This window comes from Pseudomonas sp. JH-2, from assembly GCF_036231725.1.
Lineage (GTDB): Bacteria > Pseudomonadota > Gammaproteobacteria > Pseudomonadales > Pseudomonadaceae > Pseudomonas > Pseudomonas delhiensis.
The window spans coordinates 29,219-43,484 of the sequence record NZ_JAZAQP010000040.1; the positions used below are offsets into that span (position 1 = coordinate 29,219).

The 14,266-nt window shown below is 70.2% G+C and carries 15 protein-coding genes; 10 read left to right on the plus strand and 5 right to left on the minus strand.

Annotated elements, in window-relative coordinates; translation table 11 throughout:
- Positions 1-89: 89 nt before the first annotated feature.
- Positions 90-980: a substrate-binding periplasmic protein gene (locus VV867_RS23105; protein WP_328567654.1), complete on the plus strand. Its 891-nt coding sequence runs from the start codon at positions 90-92 to the stop codon at positions 978-980.
- Here VV867_RS23105 and VV867_RS23110 read toward each other — a convergent pair.
- Positions 876-2,456: a protein kinase gene (locus VV867_RS23110; RefSeq protein WP_328567655.1), complete on the minus strand. Its 1,581-nt coding sequence runs from the start codon at positions 2,454-2,456 to the stop codon at positions 876-878. The genes VV867_RS23105 and VV867_RS23110 overlap by 105 nt on opposite strands.
- 173 nt (positions 2,457-2,629) lie before the next feature.
- Between VV867_RS23110 and VV867_RS23115 the strand changes: the two genes are divergently transcribed.
- The 3 genes from VV867_RS23115 (at position 2,630) to ppa (ending at position 4,728) form a co-directional block, all read left to right on the plus strand.
- On the plus strand, positions 2,630-3,289 hold the full coding sequence (locus tag VV867_RS23115; protein WP_275628683.1) for a DedA family protein: 660 nt from the start codon (positions 2,630-2,632) through the stop codon (positions 3,287-3,289).
- Positions 3,290-3,296: 7 nt separating this feature from the next.
- The gene (locus VV867_RS23120) at positions 3,297-4,115 is read left to right on the plus strand and encodes a zinc-dependent peptidase (RefSeq protein WP_109936760.1); all 819 of its coding nucleotides are present in this window, start codon (positions 3,297-3,299) and stop codon (positions 4,113-4,115) included.
- A gap of 82 nt (positions 4,116-4,197) precedes the next feature.
- Positions 4,198-4,728 carry an inorganic diphosphatase gene (gene ppa / locus VV867_RS23125; protein WP_009615962.1) on the plus strand — a complete coding sequence of 177 codons (531 nt, stop codon included), beginning with the start codon at positions 4,198-4,200 and terminating at the stop codon, positions 4,726-4,728.
- 249 nt (positions 4,729-4,977) lie between these two features.
- On the opposite strand, the gene VV867_RS23130 is transcribed toward ppa, so the two are convergent.
- A complete protein-coding gene (locus tag VV867_RS23130; protein WP_328567665.1) occupies positions 4,978-5,571 on the minus strand; it encodes a hypothetical protein in 594 nt (197 codons plus the stop codon).
- A 228-nt stretch (positions 5,572-5,799) separates the two neighbouring features.
- Between VV867_RS23130 and VV867_RS23135 the strand changes: the two genes are divergently transcribed.
- From VV867_RS23135 to VV867_RS23145, 3 genes are read left to right on the plus strand one after another with little or no spacing between them, the layout of a single operon-like run.
- Complete coding sequence (locus VV867_RS23135; protein WP_089389696.1) at positions 5,800-6,111, plus strand: ArsR/SmtB family transcription factor; 312 nt, start codon at positions 5,800-5,802, stop codon at positions 6,109-6,111.
- A gap of 48 nt (positions 6,112-6,159) precedes the next feature.
- Positions 6,160-7,362: an MFS transporter gene (locus tag VV867_RS23140; RefSeq protein ID WP_109936759.1), complete on the plus strand. Its 1,203-nt coding sequence runs from the start codon at positions 6,160-6,162 to the stop codon at positions 7,360-7,362.
- Positions 7,359-8,408, plus strand: a complete 1,050-nt coding sequence (locus VV867_RS23145) for an alkene reductase (RefSeq protein WP_328567656.1) — start codon at positions 7,359-7,361, stop codon at positions 8,406-8,408. Before VV867_RS23140 ends, VV867_RS23145 begins: the two co-directional genes overlap by 4 nt.
- A 372-nt stretch (positions 8,409-8,780) precedes the next feature.
- Here VV867_RS23145 and VV867_RS23150 read toward each other — a convergent pair whose 3' ends face one another.
- Entirely contained in the window at positions 8,781-9,620 is an 840-nt protein-coding gene (locus VV867_RS23150; protein ID WP_109936757.1) for an ATPase, read from the minus strand.
- Between the two features lie 263 nt (positions 9,621-9,883).
- Here VV867_RS23150 and VV867_RS23155 point away from each other — a divergent pair, with 263 nt between their 5' ends.
- Positions 9,884-10,153, plus strand: coding sequence for a hypothetical protein (locus tag VV867_RS23155; protein ID WP_244160886.1), 270 nt, complete (start codon positions 9,884-9,886; stop codon positions 10,151-10,153).
- A 90-nt stretch (positions 10,154-10,243) separates the two neighbouring features.
- Here VV867_RS23155 and VV867_RS23160 read toward each other — a convergent pair whose 3' ends face one another.
- On the minus strand, positions 10,244-11,233 hold the full coding sequence (locus VV867_RS23160; RefSeq protein ID WP_275628678.1) for an NAD-dependent epimerase/dehydratase family protein: 990 nt from the start codon (positions 11,231-11,233) through the stop codon (positions 10,244-10,246).
- A 156-nt stretch (positions 11,234-11,389) separates the two neighbouring features.
- Between VV867_RS23160 and VV867_RS23165 the strand changes: the two genes are divergently transcribed.
- Entirely contained in the window at positions 11,390-12,442 is a 1,053-nt protein-coding gene (locus VV867_RS23165) for a saccharopine dehydrogenase family protein (protein ID WP_328567657.1), read from the plus strand.
- On the opposite strand, the gene VV867_RS23170 is transcribed toward VV867_RS23165, so the two are convergent.
- Positions 12,429-13,328, minus strand: a complete 900-nt coding sequence (locus tag VV867_RS23170; protein WP_275628676.1) for a LysR family transcriptional regulator ArgP — start codon at positions 13,326-13,328, stop codon at positions 12,429-12,431. The two genes, VV867_RS23165 and VV867_RS23170, sit on opposite strands and share 14 nt — an antisense overlap.
- 162 nt (positions 13,329-13,490) lie before the next feature.
- Here VV867_RS23170 and VV867_RS23175 point away from each other — a divergent pair, with 162 nt between their 5' ends.
- Positions 13,491-14,093: a LysE/ArgO family amino acid transporter gene (locus tag VV867_RS23175; RefSeq protein WP_328567658.1), complete on the plus strand. Its 603-nt coding sequence runs from the start codon at positions 13,491-13,493 to the stop codon at positions 14,091-14,093.
- Positions 14,094-14,266: the final 173 nt, after the last annotated feature.

Consider the following 14,266-nt stretch of genomic DNA (forward strand, 5'->3'; position numbering starts at 1 on the left):
GGGGGCGCATCACGCTGGCAATAGCGTAAAGCCAGCATTACAGTGAAGCATCGCACGTGCCGCCCGGCGTTCGGCGGCTAAGGGGCTCCATGGGCATTCCCCAGCGTCTACTGCGTCACTTCTCCCTGCTCCTGCTCTTCGGCCTGGGCACCGTCCAGGCCGATACCTTGCGCGTGGCCACCCTCGACTGGGAGCCCTACGTCGGCGCCGACCTGCCCGGCCAGGGCCTGGCCAGCCGCATCCTCGACGAGGCCCTGGCGCTCAACGGCGACCGCGCCGAACGGGTGTTCCTGCCCTGGCAACGGGCCCTCAACGAAACCCGCGAAGGCCGCTACGACGCCCTGATGCCGGCCTACCTGTCGGCCGACCGCAGCCGCGACTTCTACACCTCGATGCCGCTGCTGGATTCGCAGCTGGGCTTCTTCCACCGCCGCGACCACGCCATCGCCTACCGCGCCGGCGACCTGAACAGCCTGCGCCCCTACCGCATCGGCGTGGTGCGCGGCTACGTCAACCAGGCCGACTTCGACAACGCCGACTTCCTCACCAAGGAAGTGGTCAACAACGACTGGCAGAACCTGGAAAAGCTCCTGCGCGGGCGCCTCGACCTGGCGGTGGTGGACCGCTACACCGGCTACCACCTGCTGGCGCGCAATGCCCCGGCGCTGCGCGAACAGCTGGAATTCATCGAGCCGCCGCTGGAGATCAAGCCCCTCTACGTGCTGATTCCCAAGGCCCGCACCGGCGGCGAGGCGCTGGCCGCCAACCTCGACCGCGGCCTGCGCACGCTGCGCCAGAGCGGGCGCCTGCAGCAGCTGATCGCCGACGCCCACCTGGAAACGGCCCAGGGCATCCGCGCCGTGGCCGAACACCCGCTAGCCGAGCAGGCACCAGGCGCTGGCGGCCACGACCACGCCCGCGAAGGCGCCGACAACCGCCCAGCGGCGCCAACTCTGGACTGGCAGGCGAGCCTGCGCTAACCCGGCCTCCAGGGCCTGGACCAGTTCCGACAGCGCCTCGAAGCGGTTCTCCGGCTCCGGCGCCAGGGCCCGCGCCAGGCAGCCATCCCAGCCGGGCGGCACGGCCACCCCGAGGTCCGCCAGGGGTTGATAGCGCACCGCCGTCCCCGCCTCCGGCAGTGCCGGCTCGGGCCAGCGCCCGCTGGCCAGCCAGTAGGCGTAGGCAGCCACCACGAACTGCTCGGCGCGGCTGTCCAGGGCGCCGCCCGCGCGCAGTTCCGGCGCCAGCGGCAACACATCGGCCGGCAGCGCCTGGCGCGGGCAGCCCGGCACTGTCGCGGCCAGCTCCGGCAATAGCAGCAGGTGCCCGCGGTCGTCCACCACGATCTGCCTGGGGGAAATCCACAGCCCCTGCATGCCGCGCCGCTGCAGCGCCCGCAGGGCCTGAACCAGTTGCCGCAGCAGGCCCAGCAGTTCCGCAGGCGCCGGCTTGCGCCAGGCACCGCGCCAATCCGCCAGGCTGCGCCAGCGCCCCGCCGGCAAGGCGAACAGCTGGTAGGCATGCTGGCGCGGCGCGCGGGGCGACAGCACGTCGGGCAGGCTCGCCACCTTGCAGCCACGCAACGCCCATTCGCGCAGCCAGAAGGCCTGGTCGGCGGCCTGTGCAGCTGCCAGCAGCCAGGCCTCGCGGCCGTCCTCGTGGCGCACGCGGAACAGCCGCCCCTCGGGCCCGTAGGGGCAGGCTTCCAGCAGCCGCCAGCCCTCCAGCGCTATTCCCGGCCGCAGCACCGGCGGCGCCGGCCAGCCGGCGGGCACCGGCAGGCCCGGCTGCGCCACCAGGCGCTCCGGCAGCACCAGCGCGGCGGCTCCCGGTGCCTGCAGGAGCGGCTCCAGCAGCACCGGCAGCTCGACCTCGGCGGGCCGCCCAAGCCCCTCCAGCAGCGGCCGCCGATCGATCACCTCGAGCAGCGGCTGCGGCGCCATCAGCAAGGCCTCGCCCGCCTGCAGCGGCAGGTTGTGCTGGGTGAGCGGCAACTCGGCCTGGCCGCCCAGGCTGCCATCCTCGCGGCCGGGCAGGCCCTGCAGCTCACCCGCGCGGTAACGCAGCAGGCCGATGTTTCCACAGCGCAGGAAATGCGCCTGCCCACCCTGGACCAGCAGCACCCCCGCGGCCAGTTCGGCGCCCGGCCGGCCAGCCCGGGCGCGGCGGAAGTTCAGCATGTTCAGCGACGCCAGCACCTGGCGCACGGCCTGGGCCTCGGACCAGGTTTCGGGGGCGCAGGCGAAATCGGCGAAGAGCGCATCCAGCTGCACCTCCAGCTCCCGCACCAGATTGGGGCAGCCGCGCCCCCAGAGCATCCCCAGCATGAACACCGCCGGCCGCCCCTGGCGCCCGCCCAGCCACTCGGCGCGCACCCGCGCGGCCTGGGCCGGCAGGTCGGGCCCGGCGCCAAGGGCGACACCGGGCAGGGGCGAATGGGCGGGATGCAGGGACATGGGGCGAGGTTCCGACAGGGATTTCCACTGCGGGACTGCAGCCTTCATGCCGACGTGTAATATCCTGCAACCTGTCCTGGGCAGAGGCCCGCGACAAAGCGCCCCCCACTGCAACACGGGGGCGCCTATAATGCCGGGCTCGGCAGTTCACCACGCGGTTCTCAAGGCTCTTCATGGATTTCAACCCGATCGACCTCGTCCTGCACCTCGACACCTATCTCTCGCTGCTGGTCAGCAACTACGGAGCCTGGATCTACGCCATCCTGTTCCTGGTGATCTTCTGCGAAACCGGCCTGGTGGTAACGCCCTTCCTCCCCGGCGACTCCCTGCTGTTCATCGCCGGCGCCATCTGCGCCACCGGCGGCATGGACCCGTGGCTGCTCGGCGGCCTGCTGCTGTTCGCGGCCATCAGCGGCGACAGCACCAACTACGTGATCGGCCGCACCCTGGGCAAACGGCTGTTCAGCAACCCGGACTCCAAGGTGTTCCGCCGCGACTACCTGGACCAGACCCACGCCTTCTACGAACGCCACGGCGGCAAGACCGTGACCCTCGCGCGCTTCCTGCCGATCGTGCGCACCTTCGCGCCCTTCGTCGCCGGCATGGCCTACATGCCCTACCTGCGCTTCCTGTTCTTCAGCGTCGCCGGCAGCGTCGCCTGGGTCGGCGGCCTGGTCACCCTGGGCTACTTCTTCGGCAACGTGCCCTTCATCAAGCAGAACCTGTCGGTGATGATCATCGCCATCATCGCCTTCTCCCTGGTGCCCATGCTGATCGGCGTGGTCCGCCACAAGCTGGTGCGCCCCACCAAGCCGCAGGCCTCGGAGCGCTGATACCGCGATGTGGTCGTTCAGCGCCTGGCGCCGCCGGCGCTTCCTCGCCCGCCACCCGCTGGACGCGCAGCTGTGGGCCGAGGTGCTGCGGCGCCTGCCGATCCTCGACGGCCTGGGCGAAGAGGAGCTGCGCCTGCTCGGCGAGCGGGCGCTGCTGTTCCTGCGCGACAAGCACCTGACCGCCCTGCCCGGCGTCGAGCTGGACGACTTCCGCTGCCTGCTGCTGGCGGCCCAGGCCCAGCTGCCGCTGCTGCACCTGCCGGAGCTGAACTGGTACGGCGGCTTCCACGAACTGGTGCTCTACCCGGACGACTTCCTCAGCCCGCAGAAGCACCGCGACCCGGCCGGGGTGATCCACGAGTTCGACGACGAACGCAGCGGCGAGACCTCGCTGCAGGGCCCGGTGGTGCTGGCCTGGCCCGGGGTGGAGAACGGCGGCGGCTGGGACGCCTACAACCTGGTGATCCACGAACTGGCGCACAAGCTGGACATGCTCGACGGCGACGCCAACGGCCTGCCGCCGCTGCACCGCGACATGCGCATCAGCGACTGGTCGGCGGCCATGAAATCGGCCTACGACGAAATGAACCGCAAGCTCGACCGCCATCCCGGCGCGCACACCGCCATCGACCCCTACGCCGCGGAAAACCCGGCGGAATTCTTCGCCGTCACCAGCGAATACTTCTTCACCGCCCCCGACCTGCTGCACCAGGCCTATCCGAAGGTCTACGAGCAACTGGCGCTGTTCTACCGGCAAGATCCGCTTGCGCGCCTGCAGCGGTTGCAGCGCGAGCACCCCGACTATCAGGAAACTCCGGCGCACTGAGCGATGTCTGTGGCTTGGCCACGGCAATCTGCCTATAATCCGCCGCACTTTTTCGGCCCGACCAACCCCCTTGGAGTCGTCCATGAGCTACAGCAGCATCCCGGCTGGCAAAGACCTGCCGAACGACATCTACGTCGCCATCGAGATCCCGGCCAACCACGCGCCGATCAAGTACGAGATCGACAAGGACACCGACTGCCTGTTCGTCGACCGTTTCATGGCCACCCCGATGTTCTACCCGGCCAACTACGGCTTCATCCCCAACACCCTGGCCGACGACGGCGACCCCCTGGACGTGCTGGTCGTGACCCCCTACCCGGTGGCCCCGGGTTCGGTGATCCGCGCCCGTCCGGTCGGCGTGCTGAACATGAGCGACGAAGCCGGCGGCGACGCCAAGCTGATCGCCGTGCCGCACGACAAGCTGAGCGTGCTGTACCACGACGTGAAGGAATACACCGACCTGCCGGCCCTGCTGCTGGAGCAGATCAAGCACTTCTTCGAGAACTACAAGGACCTCGAGAAGGGCAAGTGGGTCAAGGTCGAAGGTTGGGGCAACGCCGAAGAGGCCCGCTCCTACATCACCAAGGCCGTCGCCGCCTTCCAGGCCAAGTGATGGTCGCGGGGTGACCCGCCGCGAAGAAGCCCCGCCCCGCGCGGGGCTTTTTTCTGTGCGCGAAAGGCACGCCCGTCGCAATGACGGCGCCCTGGCGGAAATGCCATTAGGCAAGCCCGGCCGAATTTGCTAAAGTGCGCGCCCACGACGCCGGCGCCAGAGCCGCGTCCACAGAATTCAAAGGCGGTCGCGGCTTACCAGAAGTAAGGACGGGCCACCCCCTGAAGAGCCGGCCACAAGCTGGCTTTTTTAATGCCCGCGAGAAACCCCGGCCTCGCGCCAGTCCTGCCCCCGGCTGCCCAGCTCGGCCCTGCCCCAGCACCAGACCGCCAGCGCCAGCACCAGGTGGAAGATGTCCACGCGGGCCACGCCGGACCATTCGCCGCGCGTTCCCACCAGCAGTCCCGCCGCGGCGAACAGCACGGCCCCGGCGAGCGCCAGCGGCCAGCGCCGCGAACGTCCGCGGCGGACGATGGCCAGCAGCGCCAGCAGGTTGACCGCCAGCGACGGGCCGTCCGGCAGCAGCGACATGACGGTGCAGAGCCCGGCCACCGCCAGGTTCAGCCCCCAACCGCCCACACCGCCCAGGGCGATCAGTAACAGCCCCAAGCGCCCGGCGATGTCCGATGCCTGCTGGTGCAACGGCGCCAGCGCATCCAGCCCGGCATACTCCAAGGCTCCCAGCAATGCCGCCAGGCCGAACAGCGCGAACCCCGGCACGGCCCAGCCCTGGCGCCGCCGCAGGCTGCCCAGTGCAGCCCACAGGCAAGCGGCGAACAGCAGAAGCTCGCAGAACACGTGCAGGATCATACCGAAGCCTTCGGCCATCGCCGCCCGGTCCATTCGCAAATGCGCGCTCCCATTTTCCCCCTCCCGTGGTTGCCGTCCGACAAGCCTATCCAGCCATCGACCGCCTCGCCCGGCCGCGGGCGACAGTTGGCCGGGCCAATGGCGCCAGCCCCGCGGCCGCCTACTATCAACCCCATCGATCATCATTATCGGCCCAAACGAATTCATATCGCTTTTCATCGATATATAGTTCGTTCCCAAGCGATACACACAAAGGCAGCGATGAGCGAAGCACTGAACCTCGACGAAATCTTCAAGGCCCTGGCCCACCCCGTGCGGCGTGACATGCTGCATTGGCTGAAGGACCCGGAGCGCTATTTCGACGAGCAGGAGCACCAGCCTTTCGCCATCGGCGTCTGCGCCGGGAAGTTCGACCAGCGCACCGGGTTGTCGCAATCCACCGTCTCGGCGCATCTGGCCACCCTCCAGCGCGCCGGGTTGGTGACCAGTCGGAAAATCGGCCAGTGGCACTTCTTCAAACGCAATGAAGAAACCATCGCGGCCTTTGTTCGCCACCTGAGCGAAGCGCTGTAGCCGCAGCGAACTGCCTAGAACATCCCACCCTTTTCCAGGAGCAGGCGCATGCCCCTTCCGCTTCTCGTCCTCGCCTTGTCCGCGTTCGCCATCGGCACCACGGAATTCGTCATCATGGGCTTGCTGCCGGACGTCGCCGGCGACCTCGCCGTCTCCATCCCCAGCGCCGGCTGGCTGGTCAGCGGCTATGCCTTCGGCGTGGCCGTGGGCGCGCCCATCATGGCGCTGCTCACCGCCAGGCTGCCGCGCAAGCGCGCGCTGCTGATGCTCATGGGCATCTTCATCCTCGGCAACTTCCTCTGCGCGGTGGCCGCCAGCTACGGCATGCTGATGCTGGCGCGGATCGTCACCGCGCTCTGCCATGGCGCCTTCTTCGGCATCGGCTCGGTGGTCGCCGCCGGCCTGGTGCCGGCCAACCGCAAGGCCTCCGCCGTGGCCCTGATGTTCACCGGGCTGACCCTCGCCAACGTGCTCGGCGTGCCGCTGGGCACCGCCCTCGGCCAGGCCGCCGGCTGGCGCTCGACCTTCTGGGTGGTGACCGTCATCGGCGTGTTCGCGCTGATCGGCCTGTGGCGCATCCTGCCCGCCGGGCATGACGAGGAAGCCGTGGACATGCGCCAGGAAGCCGCGGCCCTGCGCAGCGGCCAGCTGTGGCTGGCGCTGGGCACCACCGTGCTGTTCTCCGCCGCGGTGTTCGCCCTGTTCACCTACGTCGCCCCGCTGCTGGGCGAGGTCACCCAGGTGTCGCCGCGCGGCGTGACCTGGACCCTGGTGCTGATCGGCCTGGGCCTGACCCTCGGCAACATCCTCGGCGGCCGCCTCGCCGACTGGCGCCTGGGCACCACCCTGGCGGGGGTCTTCGCCACCATGGCGGTGGTCTCCGCGGCGCTGAGCTGGACCAGCCATTCGCTGCTGCCGGCCGAGATCACCCTGTTCCTCTGGGCCGCGGCCGCCTTCGCCGCCGTGCCGGCCCTGCAGGTCAACGTGGTGCGCGTCGGCCAGGGCGCGCCCAACCTGGTCGCCACCCTGAACATCGGCGCCTTCAACGTCGGCAACGCCGTCGGCGCCTGGGTCGGCGGCAGCGTCATCGACCACGGCCTGGGCCTGACCCGCGTGCCCCTGGCCGGCGCCCTGCTCGCAGTGCTGGCGCTGATCGCGGTGATGATCGCCTTCAGCGGCAGGCCCAACCAGACGCAACCCGTCCTCGACCGAACCCCGGATCAACCCCGTAACGGAGCACCGCAGCAATGACCACGCTCTTCGACCCCATCACCCTCGGCGACCTGCAACTGCCGAACCGCATCATCATGGCCCCGCTGACCCGCTGCCGCGCGGACGAGGGCCGCGTGCCCAACGCGCTGATGGCCGAGTACTACACCCAGCGCGCCGACGCCGGCCTGATCCTCAGCGAAGCCACCTCGGTGACGCCCATGGGCGTCGGCTACCCGGACACCCCCGGCATCTGGTCCGACGACCAGGTGCGCGGCTGGAGCAACGTGACCAAGGCCGTGCACGCCAACGGCGGGCGCATCTTCCTGCAGCTGTGGCACGTGGGCCGCATCTCCGACCCGCTGTACCTGAACGGCGAGACGCCGGTGGCGCCCAGCGCCATCAAGCCGGCCGGCCACGTCAGCCTGGTGCGCCCGCTGAAGGAATACGTCACCCCGCGCGCCCTGGAGACCGAGGAGATCGCCGACATCGTCGAGGCCTACCGCCAGGGCGCCGAGAACGCCAAGGCCGCCGGCTTCGACGGCGTGGAGATCCACGGCGCCAACGGCTACCTGCTCGACCAGTTCCTGCAGAGCAGCACCAACCAGCGTAGCGACCGCTACGGCGGCTCCATCGAGAACCGCGCGCGCCTGCTGCTGGAAGTCACCGACGCCGCCATCGAAGTCTGGGGCGCCGGCCGCGTCGGCGTGCACCTGGCGCCGCGCATGGACTCCCACGACATGGGCGATGCCGACCCGCTGGCCACCTTCGGCTACGTGGCCCGCGAGCTGGGCAAGCGCGGCATCGCCTTCATCTGCACCCGCGAGAAGGAAGGCCCGGACAGCATCGGCCCGAAACTGAAGGAAATCTTCGGCGGCCCGTACATCGCCAACGAGCGCTTCACCAAGGCCAGCGCCAACGAATGGCTGGCCAGCGGCAAGGCCGACGCGGTGGCCTTCGGCGTCCCCTACATCGCCAACCCGGACCTGGTGGAGCGCCTGGCCAAGGACGCACCGCTGAACGAAGCGCATCCGGAGACCTTCTACGCCAAGGGCCCGGTCGGCTACCTGGACTACCCGCGGCTGTAAGGGCTGGGCATGAAGAAAAGGGCGCCTCCTGGAGGCGCCCTTTTTCGTTTGTGGCGTGGCGCTTTTCGTATGCGAAGAGCCAAGAGCCAAGAGCCCCTCTCCCCAGCCCTCTCCCTGAAGGGAGAGGGAGCCGTACGGCGTGAAGCGTAATCCCAGTGCTCATTGCTACCACGGTGTTGCCGGTGAGCGCCGATATGCCCGTTGGCACGGACAGTCCCCTCTCCCTTCAGGGCGGGGCGCGCAGCCGAGGGTTAGGGAGAGGGAACGGAGCCAACCCAAAGCACGAAAGCCACCAGTGAATACCGTTCAGAAGCTATGTAGGAGCGCGCCCTGCGCGCGAATCGCGGGCAGGGCCCGCTCCTACACGGATGCTCAACGGTTGGTCAACTGCTGCTGGAGGTTCTGCACCTGCGCCTGCAGCGCATTGATGTTGCGCGTGACCTGGGCGCGGAAGGCGTCGAACTCGGCGGTGCTGCCGCCCTGCTGGCCCTGCTTGCCCTCGACTTCGCTGCGCAGGATCAGCAGGTCGTCCTGGATGCTCTTGATCGACTGGCTCTGGTCACCGCGCTTCTTCAGCGCCGCGATGTCGGCGCTCAGGTTCTGGATCTGCGCGTTGGCGCTGGCCAGGTCGCCCTGCAGGCTCTTCACCTTGGCCTGTTCGTCGGCCAGCGACTTGATCTTGCCGTCGAGCTGGGCGATCAGTTGCGCGGCGCTGTCCTGCTGGGCCTTGAGTTCGTTGCCCAGATGGTCGAGGCGCTTGGCCTGCTGGCCGTCGATCTGCGACAGCGAATCCTGCTGCTGGCGCGCCTGGTCGACTAGCCGACCCTGCAGTTGCTTGACCTGCAGCTTGAGCTGCTCGCGCTCGCTGGTGACGGAGGATTCGTTCTGGACGAACTTGCCGCGGATGTCGTCGAGGCGGCCGGCGGCTTCCTCGCTGATCTTGGCGAAGCTTTCCTGGGTGGCGATCAGTTGCTGCTCCATCAGCGCCAGTTGCTGGTGGCTCCACCAGGCCACGGCGCCCAGGGCGATGGCCATGGCCGCGACCAGCGCCCACAGCGGGCCGGTGCTGGCGCCGCCCTTGGGCTGGGGTGCCAGGCGCTTGCCGTCGGGCTCGTAGACGCGGCGCGGATGGTGGCCGAACTCGTCGCGGTCGGCGGCGTCGGTGGTCAGGCTGGGCACATCGTCGAAGTCGTCGAAACTGTCGTTACGCATGAAGGAAACCTGTGGAGGGAAAGCGGCATGGCGCCTGCGCAGGGCGCAGTATATCCGTTCGCGCCGGGACCTTGGACAGCGCGCCATCGGGGGGCGCGGCGCACCGCGGCGGCGCGCGCCGGCCCTGGCAGAGACCACGCCGGCGCGGCCGGGGTTCCCTCCAGGCCGCGGAAATAGTGGCGAGGAGACAGTATGGCATATGCCTTGCTCCGCCTCCGCACCGGCGCCGCCCTGGCGCCCACTGCGGGGGAGGGAGTTGGGTGATCGAATTCAACAAGGCCATCCTGGATTGCATGCGCGAACTGCGCCGCCGTCTGCGCGAGGAACAGGCGCTGGACATCCAGTTCCAGCAAGCCGACGCCATCGCGCTCATGCTGCACGCCTGCGAGGGCTCCAGCCGCGAGGGCACCCGCGAGCTGGGCCAGCGCCTCAGCGAACTGAGCGGCGTGCGCCTGCCGCGGGTGGTGCAGGAGCCGAGCTTCCTGCCCAGCGAATCCGGGCAACGGCATTACTCGGGACCGTTGCGCGGGTGACGCCGGGGTCGAGCGCAGCAATATCCCGGGCGATGGGTTTCGCTGCGCTCCACCCATCCTACGAAAGCGATGAAAGCCGCGACGGCGGCCTCAGAGGCCGCTGGCCTTCCACCAGTCGCAGAACTCGTCCACCGCGTCCCACAGGCTGGCGCGCGGCTCGTAGCCGAGGAACTGGCGGGCGCGGCCGATATCCAGGCTGAAGTCCTTGGCCAGCACCGCCATGCCCATGCGCGTGAGCACCGGCTCGGGGCGGCCCGGACGCAGGTAGCACAGGCCCTCGTTCAGCGCCGCCAGCGACCAGGCCAGGGGATAGGGCATGTGCGCGGTCACCGGCGGCAGGTCGAGGCGGCGCATCACGTAGTTGACCACGTCCCACAGCGGCACCGGCTGGCCGTTGCTGATGTTGTAGGCCTGGCCGAGCGCCGTGCCGGTGACCAGCAGCGCGCTGAACAGGGCGTCGTTGAGGTTCTGCACGCTGGTGAAGTCGACCTTGTTCAGGCCCTTGCCGATGATCTTCAGCTTGCCCTTGCGCTGCGCCGCGATCATCCGCGGGAAGATGCTGGTGTCGCCGGCGCCGGTGACGAAGCGCGGGCGCAGCGCCAGGACCTCCAGGCCGAACTCGGCGGCGCCCAGGGCGACCTTTTCCGACTGGTACTTGGTGGCGCCGTAGTGGTTGGCGAAGCGCGTCGGCACCTGGTCCTCGTTCAGGCCGACGTGGGCGCGGCCATCGAAGTAGATCGACGGCGAGGACAGGTGCACCAGGCGCCGCACGCCCTGCCTCAGGCAGGCCTCGACCACGCTCTCGGTCATCACCACGTTGGCCTGGTGGAAGTGTTCGTAGGGGCCCCACACGCCCACCGCGCCGGCGCAGTGCACCACGGCATCCACGCCATCGCACAGGCGCCGCACCAGGGCCGCGTCCGCCAGGTCGCCCGGCATGAACTCCGCGCCCCGCCGCACCAGCGGCTCCAGGGCCTGGGCGCGGCGGCCGTTGACGCGCACCGCCAGGCCCTGCTCCAGGGCGAAACGGGCGAAACGCCCGCCGATGAACCCGCTGGCGCCGGTGACCAGAATCTTCATGCACGCACCTCTATAGTTGTTGTCTGCCGACTCTAGCAGGCCACCCGCCCGGCCACGCTGGCCGCACACGCCAGAACAGCGTCCTTGCGGGCCGCCCGACTCGCGGCCGGTTAGAACCACGGCGATCCTTCCCCGTTCCCTGTGCGAGGCCTCCGAATGAGCAAGCCCTACTGGATGATCTACGGCGCCAACGGCTATACCGGCCGTTTGGTGGCCGAGGAGGCCCGGCGCCAGGGCCTGAACCCGCTGCTGGGCGGGCGCGACCCCGCCACCGTGCAGGCGCTGGGCAGCGTGCTGGGCCTGGAGTGCCGGGTGTTCGGCACCGACGGCGCAGCCGAGGCCCTGGCCGACGTGGCCGTGCTGGCCAACTGCGCCGGCCCCTTCTCCGCCACCGCAGCCCCCCTGCTGGAGGCCTGCCTGGCCAATGCCACACACTACGTCGACATCACCGGCGAGATTGGCGTCTTCGAACACGCCCACGGCCTCGACGAGCGCGCCCGCGCCGCCGGCTGCGTGGTCTGCCCCGGCGTCGGCTTCGACGTCATCCCCACCGACTGCGTCGCCGCCTGCCTGGCCGAGGCGCTGCCCGACGCCACCCAGCTGGCGCTGGGCTTCGACACCGGCAGCGGGCTCTCGCCGGGCACCGCCAAGACCACGGTGGAAGGCCTGAAGCTGGGCGGCAAGGTGCGCCGCGACGGCCGCCTGGTCGAGGTGCCGCTGGGCTACAAGCGCCGCGACATCGACTTCGGCCGCGGCCTCAAGCACGCCGTGAGCATTCCCTGGGGCGACGTCGCCACCGCCTTCTACAGCACCGGCATCCCCAACATCGAGGTGTACCTGCCGGCGCCGCCGCTGGCGGCCCTGGGCATGCGCCTGATCGACCCGCTGCGCCCGCTGCTGGGCCGCGACGGCGTCCAGCACTGGCTCAAGCAGCAGGTGCAGCGGCGCGTGAAGGGCCCCGACGAGCAGGCGCGCAGCCGGCTGCGCACCTGGGTCTGGGGCGAGGCGCGCAACGGCCGCGGCGAACGGCGCACGGCGCGCCTGGAGACCGCCAACGGCTACGACGTCACCGTGCACGGCGTGCTCCTGGCCGTGCGCCACCTGCTCGGCCACGACGGCCCCGGCGGCTATTTCACCCCGTCGCAGCTGTTCGGCCCGCGCTGCGTGGAGGCCCTGCCGGGCAGCGGGCGCATCGTCATCCGCGGCTGATCGGCACCAGGCTGGCCGCGGCCCGGCGCAGCAGGTGCGCGGTCAGCGCGGCGAGCAGCTCGCCGCCGTTGCGCCAGTGGTGCCAGTACAGCGGCACGTCGATCACCTGGCCCGGCAGCAGCTCCACCAGCTCGCCGCGGGCCAGCTCGCCGCGCACCTGCTGTTCCGGCACCAGGCCCCAGCCCAGGCCGCCGCAGGTCATGCGCACGAAGCCCTCGGACGAGGGGCACAGGTGGTAGATGAAGGTGCCGTCCACGCCGAGGTCGGCAAGGTAGCGGTGCTGCAACTGGTCGTCGGGGCCGTAGACGATCGCCGGCGCCCGCGCCAGCGCCTCGGCCCGCACGCCCCCGGGGAAGTGCCGGGCGACGAAGGCCGGGCTGGCCAGGCCGCGGTAGCGCATCGCCCCCAGCGGCTCGCTGCGCGCGCCCGCCACCGGCCGCGGGCTGGCGCACAGGCAACCGGCCACCTCGCCGGCGCGCATGCGCTTGAGGCCCACCTCCTGGTCTTCCACCACCAGGTCCAGCAGCACCTTGCGCTCGGCGCAGAAGTCGCCGACGGCATCGGCCCACCAGGTCGCCAGGCTGTCGGCGTTGAGCGCCAGGCGCAGGCGCTCGGGCGAGCCGCCCTCGTCCAGCGCCGGCACCCACTGCTGCAGGTCGCCCTCCAGCAGGCGCACCTGCTGCACGTGGTTGAGCAGGCGGCGGCCCAGCTCGGTGGGCTGCGGCCGCGCCGCGCGCACCAGCACCGGCTGGCCGACGCGCGCCTCGAGCAGCTTGATGCGCTGCGAGATCGCCGACTGCGACAGGCCCAGGGCCTGGGCGCCGCGCTCGAAGCCGCCCTGCTCCACCACGGCGGCCAGGGCCGCGAGCAATTTGTAGTCGAACATCAGTTTTCCTAATGAGCCATCAACAGGATTCGTTTTCCTTATACAGGCACAGGCCGCAGACTCGCCAGGCATTCCCCCCGAACCCGCCCACCGGAGCCCGACCATGCCTGGCCTGATCACCCCCGTTACCTCGCTGCCCTACAGCCAAGGGAGGGCCTGAACATGTGGCAGAGCTACCTCAACGGCCTGCTGGTGGCCGCCGGCCTGATCATCGCCATCGGCGCGCAGAACGCCTTCGTCCTGGCCCAGAGCCTGCGCCGCGAGCATCACCTGTCGGTGGCCGCGCTCTGCGTGCTGTGCGACGCCGTGCTGGTCAGCGCCGGGGTGTTCGGCCTGGCCAAGGTGCTGGCGGAGAACCCCACCCTGCTGGCCGTGGCCCGCTGGGGCGGAGTGATCTTCCTGGTCTGGTACGGCGCCAAGGCCCTGCGCCGCGCCATCGCCCCCCAGGCCATGGCCGACGCCGGGCAGACCGGCCCGCGCTCGCGCCGCGCGGTGCTGCTGGCGGCGCTGGCGGTGACCCTGCTCAACCCCCACGTGTACCTCGACACCGTGCTGCTGATCGGCTCCCTCGGCGCCCAGCAGGCCGCCCCCGGCGCCTACGCCATGGGCGCGGCCAGCGCCTCGCTGCTGTGGTTCTTCACCCTGGCCCTGGGCGCCGCCTGGCTCGCGCCCTGGCTGGCGCGCCCGGCCACCTGGCGCCTGGTCGACCTGATGGTGGCGGTGATGATGCTGGGCATGGCCAGCCAGCTGGCGTTCGCCGCCTGAGCCCCGGCGGCGAAACGGATCGAACCCCCGGGCCCCACGGCAGTCCACCCCAGTGCACGGGAACGCCGCGCACCGGCGCTGGCGCGCGGCTTTGCCCCTACAGTTGCTGCGTGGATATGCCGGGGGGCGGGTGCTATGATCCGACCTTCGCGGCGCCAGCCTGCCAGGCCTGC